The 18,035-nt window shown below is 70.7% G+C and carries 22 protein-coding genes and 1 other RNA gene; 14 read left to right on the plus strand and 9 right to left on the minus strand.

What is annotated here, in order from left to right; translation table 11 throughout:
• Nucleotides 1–146: 146 nt before the first annotated feature.
• On the plus strand, nucleotides 147–2,516 hold the full coding sequence (locus ACYVD5_RS15255; RefSeq protein ID WP_461001701.1) for a bifunctional SulP family inorganic anion transporter/carbonic anhydrase: 2,370 nt from the start codon (nucleotides 147–149) through the stop codon (nucleotides 2,514–2,516).
• An 85-nt stretch (nucleotides 2,517–2,601) separates the two neighbouring features.
• Here the strand turns inward: ACYVD5_RS15255 and ACYVD5_RS15260 are convergent, their stop codons facing one another.
• The 6 genes from ACYVD5_RS15260 to ACYVD5_RS15285 form a co-directional block, all read right to left on the minus strand.
• The gene (locus ACYVD5_RS15260) at nucleotides 2,602–2,739 is read right to left on the minus strand and encodes a hypothetical protein (protein ID WP_461001702.1); all 138 of its coding nucleotides are present in this window, start codon (nucleotides 2,737–2,739) and stop codon (nucleotides 2,602–2,604) included.
• A gap of 524 nt (nucleotides 2,740–3,263) precedes the next feature.
• Nucleotides 3,264–3,648: RNase P RNA component class A (rnpB, locus tag ACYVD5_RS15265), an RNA gene on the minus strand.
• 134 nt (nucleotides 3,649–3,782) lie between these two features.
• Entirely contained in the window at nucleotides 3,783–4,997 is a 1,215-nt protein-coding gene (locus tag ACYVD5_RS15270) for a bifunctional RNase H/acid phosphatase (RefSeq protein ID WP_461001703.1), read from the minus strand.
• A gap of 162 nt (nucleotides 4,998–5,159) precedes the next feature.
• Nucleotides 5,160–5,903 carry a zinc ribbon domain-containing protein gene (locus ACYVD5_RS15275; RefSeq protein WP_461001704.1) on the minus strand — a complete coding sequence of 248 codons (744 nt, stop codon included), beginning with the start codon at nucleotides 5,901–5,903 and terminating at the stop codon, nucleotides 5,160–5,162.
• 82 nt (nucleotides 5,904–5,985) lie between these two features.
• The gene (locus ACYVD5_RS15280) at nucleotides 5,986–6,825 is read right to left on the minus strand and encodes a Nif3-like dinuclear metal center hexameric protein (RefSeq protein ID WP_461001705.1); all 840 of its coding nucleotides are present in this window, start codon (nucleotides 6,823–6,825) and stop codon (nucleotides 5,986–5,988) included.
• A 162-nt stretch (nucleotides 6,826–6,987) separates the two neighbouring features.
• On the minus strand, nucleotides 6,988–7,419 hold the full coding sequence (locus ACYVD5_RS15285; RefSeq protein WP_461001706.1) for a hypothetical protein: 432 nt from the start codon (nucleotides 7,417–7,419) through the stop codon (nucleotides 6,988–6,990).
• Between the two features lie 46 nt (nucleotides 7,420–7,465).
• On the opposite strand from ACYVD5_RS15285, the gene ACYVD5_RS15290 reads away from it, so the two are divergent.
• The gene (locus ACYVD5_RS15290; RefSeq protein ID WP_461001707.1) at nucleotides 7,466–8,326 is read left to right on the plus strand and encodes a deoxyribonuclease IV; all 861 of its coding nucleotides are present in this window, start codon (nucleotides 7,466–7,468) and stop codon (nucleotides 8,324–8,326) included.
• 120 nt (nucleotides 8,327–8,446) lie between these two features.
• On the opposite strand, the gene ACYVD5_RS15295 is transcribed toward ACYVD5_RS15290, so the two are convergent.
• Nucleotides 8,447–9,043 carry a DUF7144 family membrane protein gene (locus ACYVD5_RS15295; RefSeq protein WP_461001708.1) on the minus strand — a complete coding sequence of 199 codons (597 nt, stop codon included), beginning with the start codon at nucleotides 9,041–9,043 and terminating at the stop codon, nucleotides 8,447–8,449.
• Between the two features lie 341 nt (nucleotides 9,044–9,384).
• On the opposite strand from ACYVD5_RS15295, the gene ACYVD5_RS15300 reads away from it, so the two are divergent.
• Together ACYVD5_RS15300 and ACYVD5_RS15305 are read left to right on the plus strand one after the other, a co-directional pair.
• A complete protein-coding gene (locus tag ACYVD5_RS15300) occupies nucleotides 9,385–9,720 on the plus strand; it encodes a hypothetical protein (RefSeq protein WP_461001736.1) in 336 nt (111 codons plus the stop codon).
• A 116-nt stretch (nucleotides 9,721–9,836) separates the two neighbouring features.
• Nucleotides 9,837–10,691 (plus strand): abortive infection family protein, encoded by an 855-nt coding sequence (locus tag ACYVD5_RS15305; protein ID WP_461001709.1) that lies wholly within the window; start codon nucleotides 9,837–9,839, stop codon nucleotides 10,689–10,691.
• Nucleotides 10,692–10,743: 52 nt separating this feature from the next.
• On the opposite strand, the gene ACYVD5_RS15310 is transcribed toward ACYVD5_RS15305, so the two are convergent.
• Together ACYVD5_RS15310 and ACYVD5_RS15315 are read right to left on the minus strand one after the other, a co-directional pair.
• Nucleotides 10,744–11,172 carry an NUDIX domain-containing protein gene (locus ACYVD5_RS15310; RefSeq protein ID WP_461001710.1) on the minus strand — a complete coding sequence of 143 codons (429 nt, stop codon included), beginning with the start codon at nucleotides 11,170–11,172 and terminating at the stop codon, nucleotides 10,744–10,746.
• Nucleotides 11,169–11,939, minus strand: a complete 771-nt coding sequence (locus ACYVD5_RS15315) for a GntR family transcriptional regulator (RefSeq protein WP_461001711.1) — start codon at nucleotides 11,937–11,939, stop codon at nucleotides 11,169–11,171. Before ACYVD5_RS15315 ends, ACYVD5_RS15310 begins: the two co-directional genes overlap by 4 nt.
• A 291-nt stretch (nucleotides 11,940–12,230) precedes the next feature.
• Here ACYVD5_RS15315 and ACYVD5_RS15320 point away from each other — a divergent pair, with 291 nt between their 5' ends.
• From ACYVD5_RS15320 to ACYVD5_RS15365, 10 genes are all read left to right on the plus strand, one after another.
• Nucleotides 12,231–12,467 carry a helix-turn-helix domain-containing protein gene (locus ACYVD5_RS15320; RefSeq protein WP_461001712.1) on the plus strand — a complete coding sequence of 79 codons (237 nt, stop codon included), beginning with the start codon at nucleotides 12,231–12,233 and terminating at the stop codon, nucleotides 12,465–12,467.
• A gap of 1 nt (nucleotide 12,468) precedes the next feature.
• A complete protein-coding gene (locus ACYVD5_RS15325) occupies nucleotides 12,469–12,927 on the plus strand; it encodes a hypothetical protein (RefSeq protein ID WP_461001713.1) in 459 nt (152 codons plus the stop codon).
• Entirely contained in the window at nucleotides 12,924–13,118 is a 195-nt protein-coding gene (locus ACYVD5_RS15330; protein ID WP_461001714.1) for a hypothetical protein, read from the plus strand. Before ACYVD5_RS15325 ends, ACYVD5_RS15330 begins: the two co-directional genes overlap by 4 nt.
• Nucleotides 13,115–13,522 carry a hypothetical protein gene (locus ACYVD5_RS15335; RefSeq protein WP_461001715.1) on the plus strand — a complete coding sequence of 136 codons (408 nt, stop codon included), beginning with the start codon at nucleotides 13,115–13,117 and terminating at the stop codon, nucleotides 13,520–13,522. The genes ACYVD5_RS15330 and ACYVD5_RS15335 overlap by 4 nt, the downstream gene beginning before the upstream one ends.
• Nucleotides 13,522–14,733, plus strand: coding sequence for a hypothetical protein (locus ACYVD5_RS15340; protein ID WP_461001716.1), 1,212 nt, complete (start codon nucleotides 13,522–13,524; stop codon nucleotides 14,731–14,733). Before ACYVD5_RS15335 ends, ACYVD5_RS15340 begins: the two co-directional genes overlap by 1 nt.
• Nucleotides 14,733–14,990 carry a hypothetical protein gene (locus tag ACYVD5_RS15345; RefSeq protein WP_461001717.1) on the plus strand — a complete coding sequence of 86 codons (258 nt, stop codon included), beginning with the start codon at nucleotides 14,733–14,735 and terminating at the stop codon, nucleotides 14,988–14,990. Before ACYVD5_RS15340 ends, ACYVD5_RS15345 begins: the two co-directional genes overlap by 1 nt.
• Nucleotides 14,983–15,366 (plus strand): hypothetical protein, encoded by a 384-nt coding sequence (locus ACYVD5_RS15350; protein WP_461001718.1) that lies wholly within the window; start codon nucleotides 14,983–14,985, stop codon nucleotides 15,364–15,366. Before ACYVD5_RS15345 ends, ACYVD5_RS15350 begins: the two co-directional genes overlap by 8 nt.
• A 71-nt stretch (nucleotides 15,367–15,437) precedes the next feature.
• Nucleotides 15,438–17,462 carry a P-loop NTPase family protein gene (locus ACYVD5_RS15355; RefSeq protein WP_461001719.1) on the plus strand — a complete coding sequence of 675 codons (2,025 nt, stop codon included), beginning with the start codon at nucleotides 15,438–15,440 and terminating at the stop codon, nucleotides 17,460–17,462.
• Nucleotides 17,463–17,727: 265 nt separating this feature from the next.
• Complete coding sequence (locus tag ACYVD5_RS15360) at nucleotides 17,728–17,862, plus strand: hypothetical protein (protein WP_461001720.1); 135 nt, start codon at nucleotides 17,728–17,730, stop codon at nucleotides 17,860–17,862.
• A 4-nt stretch (nucleotides 17,863–17,866) separates the two neighbouring features.
• A complete protein-coding gene (locus ACYVD5_RS15365) occupies nucleotides 17,867–17,989 on the plus strand; it encodes a hypothetical protein (protein ID WP_461001721.1) in 123 nt (40 codons plus the stop codon).
• Nucleotides 17,990–18,035 lie beyond the last annotated feature (46 nt).

Consider the following 18,035-nt stretch of genomic DNA (forward strand, 5'->3'; position numbering starts at 1 on the left):
CGCCGAACCCGCCTCCGGAGCGCACGCGATTGGCTACCTTTGGTTACGGACGAGGTTCGTTGGGTCATGGGCTCCTTCGCCCGCTAGCCCGCCGCGAGGCCGTGTCCCCAAGAGCGCCATTTCGTTAGCACCCACCGGGGGTATACATGCGTCACGACGCCCAGGGACCACCGACCCCGCCCGGAGAGCAGGCCGCCGGGCCGCTTTCCCGCATCCGCTCCCTGCCTTTACTGAGCAACGTCCCCGGCGACTTCGCCGCCTCACTCGTGGTCTTCCTCGTGGCCGTGCCGCTGTCGCTGGGCATCGCCGTGGCCTCGGGAGCCCCGCTGATCGCGGGAATCATCGCCGCCGTCGTCGGCGGTATCGTCGCCGCGCTCGCCGGCGGCTCGGCGGTACAGGTCAGCGGGCCCGCCGCCGGGCTCACCATCATCGTCGCCGACCTGGTCACCGCCTACGGTTGGCGCGTCACCTGCCTTATCACCCTGCTGGCCGGCCTGGTGCAGATCGCCCTGGGCGCCTTCCGCATCGCGCGGGCGGCGCTCGCCGTCTCGCCGGCCGTCATCCACGGCATGCTGGCCGGGGTCGGCGTCACCATCGCCCTGGCGCAGCTGCACGTACTCCTCGGCGGCGAACCCCAGAGCTCGGCGCTGGCCAACATCACCGAACTGCCGCGGCAACTGCTCGACAACCACACGCCGGCCGTGGCGGTCGGCGTACTGACCATCGCCGTGCTCGTGGTGTGGCCGCGGCTGCCGGGGCTGCGCCGCATCCGCCGGCTGCCGGCGGCACTGATCGCCGTCACCGGCGCCACGGCCGTCGCCGCCCTCGCCGGCTGGCAGGTCGAGCGAGTGGACCTGCCCGAGTCCTTGGGAGCCGCCTGGAACGGCCCGCTGCTGCCCGCAGTGGGCGACTACCACGGCGTCGCCCTCGGCGTGGTGGCGGTCGCACTGGTGGCCAGTGTGGAGTCGCTGCTGTGCGCCATCGCCACCGACCGCATGCACGACGGCCCGCGGGCCAACCTCAACCGCGAACTGATCGGCCAGGGCGCCGCCAACACCGCCAGCGGTGCCCTCGGGGGCCTGCCGGTCGCCGGGGTGATCGTGCGCAGCACCACCAATGCCCGCGCCGGGGGGCGGACCCCCCTGGCGGCCTTGCTGCACGGTGTGTGGATCCTGGTGTTCATCGCCCTGTTCGCACACGCAGTCGAGCTGATCCCGCTGGCCGCCCTGGCCGGGCTGCTGGTGGTCATCGGCCTGCAGATGGTCAACCTCGCCCACCTGCGCGATCTCCGGCGCCACCGCGAGGCCGGCATCTACCTGGCGGCGCTGCTGGCGGTGGTGGTCTTCGGGCTGCTTGAGGGCGTCGTCATCGGATTCGCGCTGTCACTGCTGGTCTCCCTGCGCAGGCTGACCCGGGTGAGCGTGCTCACCGAGGAGCGCCAGGGCCGGTGGCACATCGTCGTCAACGGTTCGCTGACCTTCCTGGGCGTGCCGCGCGTCGCCCATGTACTGCGGACCGTGCCCAGCGGAGCCCACGTCGACCTGGACCTGCACGTGGACTTCATGGACCACGCCGCCTTCGAGTCGATCCACGCCTGGCGCTTGGACCACGAACGCACCGGCGGCAGCGTCGATATCGACGAGGTGCACGAGAACTGGTACGAACAGCGCACCGGGCAGACCCCGCCCGTCGCCAAGACCGCACCCGGCGGCTTGGCACGGTCGTGGGCCCCTTGGGGCATGCGCGGCAGGTTCGACCCCGCGGCCGCGCCCTCGGGCCTGCTGCTCACCGGCGCGCGGGAGTACCACGCCAGCACGGCCGGGCGGATGCGGGCCCTGATGAGCCGGCTCGCCCACCGCCAGCAACCCAAGGCGCTGTTCATCACCTGCGCCGACTCCCGGGTGGTGCCCAACCTCATCACCGCCAGCGGCCCGGGCGACCTGTTCACCCTGCGCAATATCGGCAACCTCGTACCGCAGTGCGGCGGCGGATCCGGCGACGACTCCGTTGGCGCCGCCGTCGAATACGCGGTCACCGTGCTGGAGGTGCCTTCGGTCGTGGTGTGCGGGCACTCCCACTGCGGCGCGATGAAGGCGCTGCTCGAAGGTGCCGACGAACCCGACTCCGAGCTGGGGCAACTGGGGCGCTGGCTGGCCCACGGCGGCACCAGCGTGGCTCGGGCCGACCTCGGCACCGCGCACTGCGAGCCCGCTCCCGAGGCGATGCGCCGCCTCGCACAGGCCAATGTGGTCCAGCAGCTGGAGAACCTGCTCACCTATCCGGCGGTGCGCCGGCGCGTCGAACAGGGGCGGCTGGAGCTGTCGGGGATGTACTACGACCTGGAGTCGGCCCAAGTGCACGTGCTCGACACCGAGGACGGCGCATTCGTCCAGGTGCCGGCCGGCGACGACACGGCGGTTCAGCCGGGCGCGGCGCCGGAAACACCGAAGGCGCCCGCCGCCGGCGCCGGCTCCGGAGCCGAAGGCGTCCGGGCCGCCACACCCAGCGGATCGTAGGAGCGGGTCGGACCGTGCGCACCCCTTCGGGGCCGGCGTGCCGCCAACCGGCGGACGCCGCGCCCCGCGGGGGCAGCGCCCCGGCTCAGTCGTCGCCCTTCCAGTTGTCGTCGTCGCGCCCGTCCTGCTGAACCTCAGAGGAGTGGTAAAGGGCGAACGCGACGATGACGATGATCGCGACGATCGGCAGGGCGAACAGGGCTATCACCCAGGACGTGGACAAGGCAGCTCTCACCGGAACCCGACTCGCAACGGCACGGACGCACTTGCACGCCCGCATACGACCCCGCGCGGCTCCTCACGGGGAACGACTTTGACCTTCCCCAATCTATCGCCGGCGAAGTGCCCGTTCGCCCGCGCACGCCTGCCGCAGCGGCTTTCGCGCACCCCGGGGCGTGTTGGGTGGGTCCGTCCGTAGCGAGCGGCGCACTCGTGTGTGCCGCAAGCTCCGCAGAATCGCCTCCCCTACTGTGCGGGCTCCGCAAGCTCCGCAGAATCGCACAGCGGGGGCCCAGCGGGGGCCCAGCGGGGGCCCAGCGGGGGCCCAGCGGGGCCCAGGTGGTTCCCCTGTCCCTACCCGAGACGGCCGCGCAGTAGGGCAGCGACCCACCAAACACGCCCTGGTTCACCGGCGCAACGGAAACGCGTGGACGGCGGAGACGGCGCGGCCGCCGGGCGCGCACCTGCATGGGGCCGGACCGCAAACCGGAACACCGGCCCTGCAGCCGCGGACAAGTGCAGGTCAAGGGGAAGAGTCGGCCGGTAAGCCGGATTCTGTCGGTCCGCGTGGCGGACCGGGCGGCCATCCATCTGGGACTGCCGTTGCCGGCAGCCTCGGTGCGGTCTACCCGCGGATATCGGGCGGGCAGCCCTCGAACATCCGCGCAGGGGGCCGAAGCCCCCCTTTTGACCTTGCTCCGGGTGGGGTTTACCGAGCCGACCGGATCGCTCCGGCCGCTGGTGGTCTCTTACACCACCGTTTCACCCTTACCACCGCTGGGCGGTGGCGGTCTGCTTTCTGTGGCACTTTCCCGCGGGTCGCCCCGGGTCGGTGTTACCGACCACCCTGCCCTGTGGAGTCCGGACTTTCCTCGACACCGCAGAGCGGTGCCGCGACCGCCTGGCCGACTCTCCCCTTACCGGACATTGTATCGCGCTGTGTGCCCGGTCAGGGCGGGATCGGCTCGGGGCCCCAGGCACCGTCCCCCGGGCGCGCGGACCGTCAGCCGGACGTACCGGTCATGCCGGTCATGCGAGTCATGCGGATCAGCCCGGCATGCCGGCCAGGTGGCCGGTGTCGTTGAGGGAACGCACCAGCATCGGGCCGTCGCTGAAGCAGTCGATCCGCGACAGGCAGCCCACATCCAGGTGCATCCGGTACAGCGCCTCCGGCGGGGCGAGCAGGGCCTGCTGCAGCAGGATCTTGATCGGCGTGACGTGGCTGACCACCAGTACCGTACGGCCGGCGTGGCGCGCCAGCAGTTTCTCGCGCGCCTCGGCGACGCGCTCGGCGACGGCCGCGAAGCTCTCGCCGCCCTCGGGCGCCGCGCCCGTGTCGGCCAGCCACCGCTGCAGCTCCTCGGGGCGGCTGCGCTGGACCTCGCCGAAGGTCATGCCCTCCCAGGCGCCGAAGTCGGTCTCGCGCAGGCCTGGGTCCTCCTCCAGCGGCAGCGACAGCTCGGCGGCGATCGGCCCGGCGGTGTCGCGGGCACGGCGCAGCGGCGAGCAGACCACCGCGTCGATGCCCGCCGATACCAGGTGCCGGGCTGCGGCCCGGGCCTGGGCGTGCCCGGTTTCGGTAAGGGCGATGTCGCCGGCACCGGCGAAGCGCCGCTCGGCCGACATCGGGGTCTCGCCGTGGCGCAGCAGTACGAGCCGGGTCGGCGCGGTGTCGGGCGCGGCCCATCCGGTGGCGCCGGGCGCGGTTCCTCCGGCGGTGCCCGCGGCCCGCGCGGAGCCGCCCTCCGCGGTGTCCGCGGCTGCGGCTGCGCTGCTTTGCACTGCGCCGCCGTCGGCCGCCGGCCCGTCGGCAGGTCCGCGGTCGGCGCCCAGCCGCACCGGCCGGCCTTCGGCCGCCGCGTCCATGGCTTCGTTGGCGAGAGCGTCGGCGCTGGTGTTTTCGGCCCGGGGAACCCAGGTGTAGGCGACCTGCGCGAAACCGGCGGCCTTGGCGCGGGCCTCCTCGACGAGCGGGCGCAGGTCGGCGTGCTTGACCCGCCACCGGCCCGACATCTGCTCGACCACGAGTTTGGAGTCCAGCCGCGCCTCCACCGACGCGTCCGGCGCGATCCCCTCGGCTGCGGCCAAGCCCGCGATCAGGCCGCGGTATTCGGCGACGTTGTTGGTGGCCACTCCGATGGCCTCGGCGATCTCGGCCAGCAGCTCACCGGTCGCCGCGTCGCGGACGACCGCGCCGAACCCGGCCGGTCCCGGGTTGCCGCGCGATCCGCCGTCGGCCTCGATCACCAGTCGCCGGTCCATGTCCCCGTCCCCATCTGCTCTGTCCGTGCCACCAGCTGCCATTGCGTATCGTCTGCGCCGAACGGTGCGGCGCCGCCGCGCGTTGCGCCCGCGTGCCCGCTCGGGTCCCGGCGGCGCGCCTGCGGCCGCCCCGAGCGCGCCGCACGAGCGCCGCCGAACGTGTTAGATGCCGGAGTCGCCGGTGCGGATGAGGATGCGGCGGCAATCGTCGCAGCGGATGACGTCGTCGGCCGGCGCCGTGCGGATCTCGCCGAGTTCGGAGGTGCTCAGCGCGAGCTTGCAGCCTTCGCAGCGCCCGTAGCGCAGCGCAGCGGCCCCGACACCGTCGTGCTGGTCGCGCAGCTTGGTGTACAGCGCCAGCAGGTCGTCGGGGATCTCGGCGGCGACCCGCTCGCGCCGGGTGAACTCGCCGGACCGGTCGGCGTCGATCTCGGAAACCGCGGTGGAGCGCCGCTCTTCGGCGGCGTGGCGCTCGCTCTCGGCCGTATCCAGCTCCTTGCGCAGTTCGGCTTCCTCGGCCTCTGTGTGCTCGCGCCGCTCCATCACCTCCAGCACGATCTCCTCCAGCTCGCTCTGGCGGCGCTGCAGCGAGGCGATCTCGGACTGGAGGTGCTCCAGGTCCTTGGGCGAGGAGACCTGGCCGGAGTCGAGCCGCTTGGAGTCGCGGTCGGCGCGCGTGCGCACCTGGTCGACGTCGGACTCGGCCTTGCGCTGCTCGCGGTCGAGGTCGGACAGCGCCGTGGTCAGGACGGCGCGCCGGTCACGCAGCTCGCCGATCCGGGCGTCGAGCCGCTGGACCTCCGCGTTCTCGGGCAGGTTGCGCATGCGGTGCGCGAGCTGGGCGAGTCGGCTGTCGATCTCCTGGAGATCGAGAAGGCGAATCTGGTGGGCCGGTTCTGCTTTCACTTGGGTTCAAGGCTCCTTTGCCTGCAGGGGAGGCGGCGCGGCGCTGGGCAGGGCATGGGCCGCGGCCTCAGCGTTCATCCACTCACAGTGCCAGCGACCAGGCGTCTGTGACGGTCGCGGATACGCGGGTCTCCACGTTAGCCCGTTCAGGCCCCAGCGCGCTCACGAGCCGGGCGGCGCCATCGGAGAGCCAGGGCCACTCGCTCGCCCAATGCGCGGTGTCGACAAGGGCGGTGCCGCCGTGTTCGGCGAACTCCGAGGCGGGGTGGTGGCGCAGGTCGGAGGTGAGGTAGACGTCCACCCCGGCGGCGCGGGCGCGGTCCAGCAGCGAGTCGCCGGCCCCTCCGGAGACCGCGACGCGCTGGACGGGGCGCTCGGGGTCGCCGCTGACGCGGATGCCGCCGGCGGTGCGGGGCAGCCCCGCTGCGGCACGCTCCGCGAACCGGCGCAGCGGCACGGGTTCGGCCAGCGCGCCGATCCGGCCGATCCCGCGGCGCCCGGCGGGGTCGGCGGGATCGGGGTCGAGCGGGGTGAGCGGGCCGGGCAGGCCAACGGCCGCGGCCAACGCGTCGGAGACACCGGGAGCGGCGGTGTCGGCGTTGGTGTGAGCGGTGTAGAGCGCGGTCCCGGCCGAGATCAGCCGGTGGATGAGCCGGCCCTTGGGCGTGGTGGCGGCAACACCGGTGACTCCGCGCAGCAGCAGCGGGTGGTGGGTGATGATGAGGTCGGCGCCCCATTCCAGGGCCTCCTCGACCACCCCGGCCACCGGGTCCACGGCGAACAGGACGCGGCGCACGGGCTGGTCGGGATCGCCGCACACGAGTCCCACGGCATCCCAGGACGCCGCCCAGGAGGGGTCGTAGAGCCCTTCGAAGGCGCGTGTCACATCGTGCAGGCGAAGGGTGGCAGGCGTTTCGGTCACGCACCGTACTTTAGGCCATGCCCGGCGGGCCGGCAGCGGATCCCGGCAGCGGACTCAACGCCGCCATCCGCGGCATGTGCCGGGCACGCAACACCGGCGGCCGAGCATAGGCGTGTGGCAGTGCGTGCGCGTCCTGCAGCCAACGGACGTGCGCGAGCTCGCCTACGGGCTGCTCACCGAGCCGGTGGCCGCGGGCCGGGCGGTGGTGCCGGCCGCGTACACCCCGACCGCGCCGGCCAGGGCGCCGAGCACCAGCCAGGCCGCGATCGCGCCCGGCAGTGCGGGATCGCCGCCCCAGGCGGGCACCGCCAACAGCAGATAGCAGACCAGCCCGATCACGGCCGCCAGGCCCGCCCGCGGCACCTTCGCCAGCCGCAGCAGCCACCAGCCCACCAGCGGGGTGGCGACCAGCCGCACTGCAAAGGCGCCGATGCCCAGGCCGATGTTGGCGCCGATGACGGCGTCGGCGGTGAGCGTACCGATCAGTTCCGCCGCGCTGTAGACGGCCAAGCCGACACCCGCGGTGGCCGCGCAGCCGATGGCGGCGCCGCGCAGGATCCGGCGCCAGTCGGGCGCGAAGCGACTCGTTGACACGCCTCCATCATGCCCGGTGCGGTAAGGCCCTAAGCTGAGCACAGCCATGACTGAACTCGCCGAATCGCCCATTGGGGCCCACGTACCCGTTGCCGGCGGCCTGGCCACCCGCGGGCTCGCCTACGCCGCCGACATCGGCGCCGAGACCGTGCAGGTCTTCGTCTCCAACCCGCGGGGGTGGGCCACCACCCCCGGCAACCCCGCCGAGGACGCGCTCCTGCGCGAGCGCACCGATCTGCCCGTGTTCGTGCACGCCAACTACTTGATCAATCTGGGCGCGCCCGACGAAGGGATCGCCGAACGTTCGCTGGCCTCGCTGGAGCACGCCCTGCGGCGCGGCGCCGCCATAGGTGCGCGGGGCGTGGTCGTGCACACCGGCTCCGCGGTGCGCGGCGGGCGCGGCGAGGGCCTCGCGCGGATGCGCTCGCGGCTGCTCCCGCTGCTGGAGGAGTTGGGCGGCGACGTCCCGCCGGTCCTGCTGGAGCCGATGGCCGGGCAGGGCCAGGTGCTGTGCGCGACGGTCGACGACCTCGCCGCCTACCTCGCGGCGCTGGACTGGCACCCGCGCGCCGGGGTCTGCCTGGACACCGCGCACGCCTTTGCCGCGGGCCACGACGTCTCCAGCCCGGCGGGCATGAACACCATGCTGGACCGGTTCGCCGAGGTCGTGGGCGGCGAGCGGCTGCAGCTCATCCACGCCAACGACTCCAAGGAACCCTGCGCCAGCAGCAAGGACCGCCACGAGAACATCGGTGCCGGCCACATCGGTTCGGCACCCTTCGGCGCGTTGTTCACCCACCGGGTCAGCGCGGGTGTCCCGGTCATGTGCGAGACCCCGGGGCCGGTCAAGCCGCATGCGGCCGACGTGGCAACGCTGAAGGACCTGCGCAGCGCGGCCACCGGCTGAAGCCGGCGCGCACAGCCCGACCGCAGCCCGGGCCCGGTCGCCGCGTCCGGCGTCCGGGCCCGGCAGGCGGATCGCTCGTCCGGGTGTAGGGCCGGTACCCGGGTGTTGCTCCGCCCGTTGTCAGCTCATCGGCTGTTCGTGCTTGCCGGGGCGGGTCCCCGGCGGCCGCTCCATGGCGGCTTGGCGCGCTTCCTGGGTGCTGGCCCCGCCTGCGGAGCGCTCGCTTTCGCGTTCGCCCGCACCGGTTTCAGCGGAGCGCTCGCCTCCGGCACCGGTTGCGGCGGGAGCGGCCTGGGCGTCGGCGCGGCCGGCCGCGTAGGCGTCAGCGGTCTCCGGCTCCTCGCGGTCGGGCCAGCCGGCGGTCAGCCCGTAGACGATGAGCACGTCCACGGCGAAGACCACCAGGGACCACACCGGGTGCGCGTCAACGAACGCGAGCTGGGCGAACGCGTTCACCGCCGCGAACACCACACCCGCGGCCCGGGCCCACATCCGCCCCGACATCACCGCGGCGCCAGTGGCGACCAGTACGATCCCCCAGATCCCAAGGATGATTCCCCAGGCCAGGAAGCTGAAGACGAGTATCTCGCCTTCTGCGGCAACGAAGTACTCGGGTACGGCCATGGCGACAATGCCTTGCACGATGTTCACAGCGCCGGCCACGAACAGCATGGTGGCGGCGAAGATGCCCCAGCCGTTCGCCCTCGATCGCTTCATGTCGTGCTCCTCCCCCAGCACGAGGCGCGAGTCGCAGCGCCAAGCGCCGCCCGCCCCTCTTTGTCAGCACTCGATCTGGCCTTACGATGCACGACACAGATCGTGCGGATCCATACCTGACTGACAAGGGTCGGGTAAAACAGCACAAAAAACGCATGCCCTGGTCGGCTGCGCTGCCGGGGCCGGCGTCGGCACGGCCGAGGGCGGGCGACCGTGGGTCAACCGTGGCGCCGGTCCGGATACGGACGCACAATGGAAACGAAAGTGCGGGTCTTGCGGGACAATCGGCGCGCGCGTTGCGCCACAATGAGAGTGACGCACATCGGAGGGCGGTGCACGATATGGAGCCGGTCAGCTTTGTAATGGGGGCGGCCATCGCTCTCGGCGGGGTGATGATCGGCCGCATGATCCCGCGGCGCAACCAGCAGCCCGCCCCGCCGCCACCCCAACCCGCCGTGGCCACCAAGTCCAGCACTCCCCAGCCCATCTGCGGCTGCGGCCACCATCTGGTCTTCCACGACCAGGAGACCAAGATGTGCCAGGCGCAGGTGGTCATCCCCGGCCGATGGGTGGGCGAACGGGGCGGCACGTACCGGCAATGCATGTGCCAGGGCTACCGCGGCCCGGTCCCGCTGGACGAGTACTACGCTCCCGACATCATCAACGGCGACAACTGAACTGCGGTCGGTCCGCGTAGGACCGCTGGAGTCCAGGGGTGTCCGTCGGCGTTAGGTCCCCTGGTAGGCACCCCCGAGCAGACGCCACCCACCCCCTTACACCGGGAGAGCAAGAGTTGACCGAGTTGATCGGCCGCACAACGCGGGGCATCTTTCGGGACCTGATGACCGGAACCACTGTTGGCGAGATAGGGGCAGCATTCCAAGACGAAGGGTTTGCACCTAACCCCGATTGCTCCTATGAGGACTCGAGTATCCGGCGAATCACGACTCAGACATACCTCGAATCAGTGGACTGGCGCGACCCAAATCACGTGAGCCGCGTATTGCGTGTATTCGATCGCCTGCTGGATGATTACCCGCTCGGGGAATTACCCCAGAAATTTTGGAAGTCGCTGCGCCGCGACGGCTACACACAGGACAGGGAAAGTGGACAAATTAAGTCCATAGGCCCGCAATTCTCTACCGAAAATCTTTCGGGCCTGAAAGATTCAGCTGCAATTCGCGAGCAACTCGATCGCATTCAGCGCGCACTATCCGACGATCCCGCCCTTGCCATAGGCGGCGCAAAAGAACTCATCGAAAGCACTGCTAAGGTAGTTCTTCTTGAGCGCGATAAACCCGTCAACACACGAGACGATCTCCCCGCCCTCGTCCGCAAGGCGCAGGATGCGCTGAAGCTTCATCCAGCTGCCCATACGCCTGGACCGGATGGCGATGAAGGCGTCAAGAAGATCCTAGGAGGCGTTTCAAGCATCGCGACCGGCGTCGCAGAACTCCGCAACCGCGGCTATGGAACAGGCCATGGGCCAGCCACCACGCGTACAGGATTGAGTGCCCGCCATGCGCATCTGGCTGTCAATGCCGCATTCACCTGGTGCCAACTGATGCTCGATACCCTTGCCGACCCTACGGCACCTTGGCGCAGGGATGCATCTCCTGACGGCAGGCGTGGGAACGCTGACGCATAGAGGTAGAGTACGCGTTATCCTCCCGAGACTTACCGAACAGGATAAACTAGCACTACATGAGACGCGACCCGTCGTGTTCGCGCACAAACGGCCCATTATCACTAAAGGCATCTGCAATCCGAATGGCACGCGCTTCTGGCGCTGCAACAACGGCTTCATCGAGCGTCAGCCAATGAACTAGATCAGCCTCATCTGTGCATTGGGCGCTGCCTCCCACAGGGCGACAGCGGAAAGCGAGTGAGACCACTCCGAGGACCATATTCTTATAGACGCCGATGAGCCGTTCTGGCTCGACTTCGACCCCGGTCTCCTCCAGAACCTCGCGGACTACCCCAGCCGCCGGTGCCTCGTTCAGTTCAAGAACTCCGCCTGGCGGAACCCACCGGCCGTCGTCTGCCCGCTTGATGACTAGAACCTTGCCGTCGTCTCGGACGACGACTCCGGTGACGCTCACGCTGTGGCGTGGCAATTCCTCGCTCACGCTTCACTCTCCTGAGCCCATGCGTAGCTGAGCTTCCACTGCAAAGCGGCGAGGACGTTGAGGCACGTCTCAACCGGCCGGTCCGCTGCATCGAAGGCCGTGCGGAGCACGGTGAACACCGGCTGCGCGATCGCGATGTTGAGGAAGTCCGCCTCGACCTCTGAAGCCCCCCGGACCTCGATGTCCTCGGTGAATCGCACAGGACCGAACCCGCGTTCGGCGATCCGTGCGTACATGCCGCTGGGCCCGGTATCGGGCATGGCTATGTCAACGCCCCCGGCGACGTCCATCGGGATGTAGGACGTCGCGAGCTGGATCGGTCGGCTGCCGGCGAACATCTGGCGCTTACGTACCAGCGTCTCGTCCGCTTCCGCCAGGTCCAGGACTTCGGCGATGTCCGGGGGAGGAAGTACTGCCTCGCACTGCACAAGCTCGGTATGCGGCTTCAGGCCGGACTTGGCCAACTCCTCCGCGTACGAGCTTCCGGACGGCTCACTGCGATAGTCCTTGTCGATGCGTCGCACCCGCTTGACGGTGGGAACCTCAAGGACGACCGATCCCCGGCCGTGCTCGGTGCGGATCCAGCCCTCCGCCTGCAGCATCGCCATTGCGCGGCTGATCGAACTCTGATTCAGCCCGTACTCACGAGCAAGCTCCGGTTGACTTGGGAGAGTCGTGCCGGCGGGATGGTCACCGCGCTTGATGGCTTCGCGAAGACCCTCCGCGACCTGCTTATACCGCGCACGCGGCTGTTCAAGGCCGGGCATGTTCGCACCTCCGACATATGTAGAGTCCTGCCCTTACCGTATCGATTCCGCTGGCCTCGCTTCTGAGCTGCCTGAACCACCGCCGCAAGAACATATGTCATATGTCTTGACGCTTATGCAATAAGTTCCTACAGTCGTGACTGCAAGCCAGCGGACGTCCACGGACGTTCGCGAACATGCGCCCCCGTTGCCGTTCGCGCAACACGAGGCCACACACCAAAAAGCGGCCCTGGTTCGCACCGCCAAGCACAACACCAGGGCCGCACTCCCAAGGAAGGAGCACTGTCCATCATGACGCAGGTCGCAGCTACCGCAACCCCGGACAAGTCCTTGTACTACCTCGATGAGGTCATGCACAAGCTGTCGTTGGGCCGCTCCCAGCTCTACGAGGAGATGAACGCCGGACGCTTGCGCTTCGTCAAGGTCGGCCGGGCGCGCCGGATTTCGGCGACAGCCATCCGCGACTTCGTCGCCCTGTTGGAGAACGAAAGCACCACCGGCCGCCTGAACGCCGCGGAGGTGAGCTGACATGGAAGCCAATACACGGGTGTCCAGCGGCGATGAGCACGAGCCCAGCCAAGAATCGGCCGTCGACTTGGCCACCCTGCTGTTTTTGAGTGATCTCGCCCGCCGACGCCAACTGCTCTCCGCCCGCGACCTGCAGCGGCTTGGAGCCAGCGTACTGTCCCGTCTCATTGCGACCGACCTGCCGACCGTCACGTGGCACGTACGCAACACGGCGGGGTGCTCCGATCTCATCGTCAAAGAGCCCCACCTGTTCCCACTCGTCGACGGCCAGGCCAACTCGCACGCCGCCGTGCGCGATTGGGCGGCCCGTCTCGGCGTCCCGGTGCAGCTCGACTTCGGTAATACGCCTACCGCCCGCGCCACGGTTGATGGTGTCGGTGTGTGCGTCTGGTGTGCCCCTGATTACCGGGACGACATCACCGCCGACGCGTCCGCCTCCAGTGAGGAGGGCGCCACGTGAGCCCGGCCATCGCCGTCGCGCTGATCTTCGGCGCTGCCGTCGGCGCGGCCGCCCTGGACACCTACCTCAAGTTCGCCAAGCGCGCGCGCCGCGGCCGGTCGGCACTGCGCGCGCTGCGCCGACTGCGCCTCGTGCTGACCACCCGACCCAAGCCAGTGAACCGCCGGCCCCGGAAGGGAGCCCGCCGATGAGCACCGACCTGGACACCGCCGTCGAGGAGGTCCGCACCGAACTAGGGCGCGCCGACTCCAAGGCGTCGATGCTGCTGGCGCTGACCGGCGCCGCGGCCGCGATCGTGGCCACCAGCCCGCTGATCACCACCGAGACCGCCGGCGCCTGGCTGGCGCGCGCCGGCCTGGCGGTGCTCGTCACCGCCGTGGTCGTGCTGCTGCTAGTGGCCCGCCCCCGGCTGCGCAGCGCCCCGTTCATGCACGCGGCCGCCGGCGCCTGGCGGCCGGAGACCCCGCGCGAGCGCATGAGCGCTCTGTCGGCCGTGGCGCGCAGCAAGTTCGTGCGCATCCGCCTGGCCGTGGACCTGATCGTCGTGGCGGTGCTGCTGATCGGCGCCGGTATCTGCTGGGAGGTGATCTCCTGATGGCCCGCAAGCAGCAAAACCCTGCTCCGGTGGATGGTGCCGTGGTCGAGCGGCTGCGCCAGCAGGTGCAGGCCGCCAAGGCGTTGGCGTCGGTGCCCGACCAGGATCTATTGGCCGACCCGCGGCTCAACCCGCATACCCGCGACCAGGCCGACGAGCTGACCGCCCAGCGGCTGAGCATCGCGCTGGAGCTGGAGCACAAACGCCAGATGCGCCGGGCCCGAGAGGACGATCGCGTCGAAGAGGAGGCAGCCCGCGCTGCTCAGGCGGTCGCGGCCGCGACGCGCGCCACCGAACCGGCCCGCTCCGTGCTGAACCTGACCCGCAGCCGCGGCCGGTACGTGGCCGGCGCCCTGGGCGCCTCCATCGTGCTGTCGATCGGGTCGGCAATGGGTCTGGAGGCGTGGGTTCAGTCGACCTGGCCCACCGCGCCGGACGGTATCGGCTACCTGGGCGAGATCGCGCTGACGGGCATGGCCACCGCGGCCATCGCCTGGCGCGGAAAGCTCGCCCAGGCCCAAACCACGCTCGACAGCACGCAGGACCGGCTGTTCGCGGCGATGATCGCCGTTCCGCTGCTGGCCTCGATCGTGGGCTCCACAGCCGGGTCCGGCCCGGTCGGCGCCGTGTGCAGCATCGGCGCTGCGTTGTTCGCGTGGTTCGGCTACCTGGTCAGCGTCACCGGTTCCACGGCCGTGGACCAGGCCATGGGGCGCATGCGCGCCCGCACCACTCCCGCGGCCACCGTCGTCACCGAGGACACACCGCAGGCCGCCGCCGCCGACGACGACGACGACGAGGCCACGCTCGCGCAGTCCGGGATCGGTGACATCGAGAACTGGCTGTCGCAGGGCGACACCGAAAGCGACAGCGCGGCCGGTGCTGTCGCCTTGCTGCCGCCTCCTGACCCCGACGACCCCGGACCGGACGGCACGTCGGGCGCGGCCCCCGCGTCCGATGCGACACCCGGTGACCAGGAACGACCGGCCCAATGCGACACCGATGCGCCAATGGGCGACAACCTGTTCTCCCGCACCCAGCGGTTGCTGGCGCATCACCCGCACATGAGCGCCGCGGAACTGGCCGAGGAGCTGGGCTGCTCACGCGGCCACGCCGGAAAACTCGCCCGCCAGGCCCGCGATGCGGCAGCCGACGCCGCACCGCAGGCGGCAGGCGACAGCCCGGGCGACACCGCCCCCGGGGAGCGGTGATGGATCCACGCACCCGCCTGGCCGCCATCGCCGGCGTGATCGGACGGACGGTGCTGTGGCTGGACGCCTACACCGCCGCCTGCCTGGACCGGCGCCCCGTCATGAAGTCAGCCGAAGATCTCGCCGCCTGGTTGGGCCGCACGTGGCGCCGCTGCGCGGCCGATGCCCGCACCCGCCGCCACGGCCCTGGCCGCGGTCTCATCGCCGTCGTCATCACCCGCCCCGCACACCCCGCAGAGAGGACCCGCAATGACTGACCGTTCCGACGCCATGAAGAGCGCCGACGCCTTCAAGGACCTCGCCGAGGTCGAGTTCGACAACGCCTCAGACATCCAGGCGTACCTGAAGCGGGTCCGGGATCTCAGCAAAACCTTCGCCGTCGAGCTGGAGTTCGCGGCCGAGGACCTGGAGGCGCGGCTGCGCGCGGTGCCGCCGGCCTCCGAGGAGGACACCGGCGTGGTCATGGCGCGCAAGGCGATGCGCACCGCCAAGCACCTCAAGCGCTCCGCGGAGGCGGCCCGCAACGTCGGCACCAGCGCCTCGAAGACCTGGGGCGCGCTCAAGACGCACTTCGAGGACCAGATGGGCGGGCGCAAGGAGAAGACCCGCAAGACCATCGACCTGGAGTCCTGACCCCGCACCGCACCGGGAGGGGGCGTACGAGGCGCCCCCTCCTGCCACTACCACCCGAGAGAGAGGATCCCGTGGACGAGATCACGCTGTGGGAGAAGGCGGACAAGCCGAAGAAGAAGCAACAGGGCGGCCCGGGTGCGGGCGCCTACGTGCGGCCGTGGGCCATCGGCGCCGCGCTGGTGCCCGCGGGCATGACGGCGCACTGGCTGTGGGGCGATGCCGGGGCCAGCACGGGACTGGCCGCCGCCGCGATCACCGCCGCGGGCGGGGCCACCACGTGGCTGACGTGGCGTCTGACCCGTGCCCGCACCTGGTACACCGCCGTGATGGCCACCGGCGCCACCGGCGGCGTCACCGCGTGGATGAGCCTGGCCACCGTGGCCGGCACCGGGCGCCCGGTGCTGGACATCTTGATCGTGGGCGGCGGGGCGCTGGCCGGGCTGTCCAACGTCCACACCTGGGCGCGCGGGCAAAGCGGTCCAAAGAAGGAGTCGGCGTTCGACAAGCCGCTGCCCACGTGGGAGGAGGTGGCTGAGGTGGTCGGCCTCAAGGGCACCTCGATGCGGGTCACCGAGGACTCCGAGGTGCGCCGCGTCGGCAAGGTGGCGCTGCGCCCCGGCGACACTGTCGACTCACTGCAGCGCGCCCTGGGAGCCCTGGCATCGGCCATGCGGCTGCCGCGGCAGGCGGTGCGGGCCGTGGAGGACCCCGACGACTGCTCGCAGGCTGAGGTCACCATCGTGCGGCGCGACGTGCTGCGCGAGGCCATCGACTGGCAGGGGCTCGATTCCGCGCAGGTGGGCGCCTCGATCGCGGATGCGCCGCTGCGCCTGGGCATCTACGAGGACGGTGCGGAGTTCACCGACGACCTAATCGACCACCACACCCTGACCGTGGGCATGAGCGGTGCGGGCAAGAGCGTCTACGGCAAGCTCAAAGCCGTGCAGGTCGCTGCCCGCTCCGACGCCTGCGTGCTGGCCATCGACCTGGCCAAGGGCCGCCAGACTCTCGGCCCGATCGAGTCCGCGCTGCTGTGGCCGGCCTACGAGCGCGGCAGAGCCATCGCGATGCTGCATGCGCTGAAGGCGGCGGTCAAGGCCCGCGCCGACTACCTCGCCGAACGCGGTCTGGAGAACTGGGAGGCGGGCTGCGGTCTCACCTTCCTGCATGTCCTCATCGAGGAGGCCGCCGAAGTCTCCGAGGTCGACAGCGTGGTCCAGGTGCTGCGCATCGCCCGGTCCGCCGGCATCCACGTGGAGATGAGCCTGCAGCGCGGCACCTGGACGAACCTCGACACCGACGCCCGCGCGAACTTGGCCAGCCGCATCTGCCTGGGGGTGGCTGCCGACCGCGACGCCGAATTCGTGCTGCCCGACGAGGTGACCGAGGCGGGGGCCGCGCCCGAACGATGGGCCGACCGGCAACAGGGGTGCGCCTACGCCGCCGTGAAGTCCCAGCCGGGCGAGCGGCACGCGGTGCCGCTGCGGTTCCTGCGCTCCACCAACGCCCAGCTCAGCGAAGCCGCGGCACAGTGCGGCGACCAGGACGCCAAGCTCGACCCGATCACCCGCACGGCGTTCGGCGCCGCCTACGCCCGCTACCTCGCCGAAGGCGCCGGCGAATCCGCCGCCGTCGAGGCATCCGCGCCGGAGAAGACCACGACCCGGCGCGCCCGCGCCGACGCAGCCGAGCAGGAGTCTCCCGCCATGATCGAGGACACGGCCGCTGACGTGGCGGACGAAGCGATGTTCACCACTCCCGACCCCGACCCCGACCTGGCCGCCGACATCGACGATCCGATCGAGATGCCGGCCGGGGCCGACCTGGGCGGTGCGCCGCCGCCGCGCAGCCGGGAGAGCGCCGAACAGGCCCGCCAGCGGCTGGACGCCCAACTCAGCCTCTGGGCGGACCAGGGCCACACCGAGTTCCGCGCACCGGAGCTGCGGGCCGCGCTCAAGGACGGCCAGGGGCTGGACCGCGGCCGCGGGTGGGTGCTCAAGGAACTGCGCCGCCTGGAGGAGGCCGGCCGCATCCTCCACCACGACGGCGGGGTCTACGAGATCACCGAGGACGACCGCGAACTGGTCCCGGCCTGACCCGGCAGGGCTGTCACACGGGGGTGTCACACCTGGTGTCACACCCCCTGTCACACCGGTGTGACAGCCCTCTGACCTCCAACCCCCCACGACGCCGGGGGGCGGGGTGACACCCCTGCCCCGCACCCCGTTGGTGCCTCTGCCGCCCCACCCCACGACCGGGTGGGGCGGCAGGGGGGACCGACCGGTCCGACACAACAAAGCCCCGACCGGATATCTGCCAGGACGCCCGGCCGGGGCGCACCCCAGAGAGGATGCGATCCCGATGCTACGACGTCTACTCGATGCGATCGTCCGTGCCGCCCCTACATGCTGCGGACAACCCATGCAGCCCGGCACGGGCATCGGCTCCGTGGGCGGCTGGTACTGCGTCGTCAACCCCAACCACACCAAGGGGTGACGGCATGCTGCGGGAACTGCTCAAGAACATCGTCCGCGATCTGACCTACTGCACAGGGTGCGACGGCTGGTACAACCCGGCCGACCCCGCGGACTGGCAGCGGCACAAGCACTGCCCAACGAAGTAAGAGCAATGACCACCGCCAACTGATCGACACGACGCGCGGCCGCAGG

The sequence above is a fragment of the Streptomonospora sediminis genome (assembly GCF_054778995.1).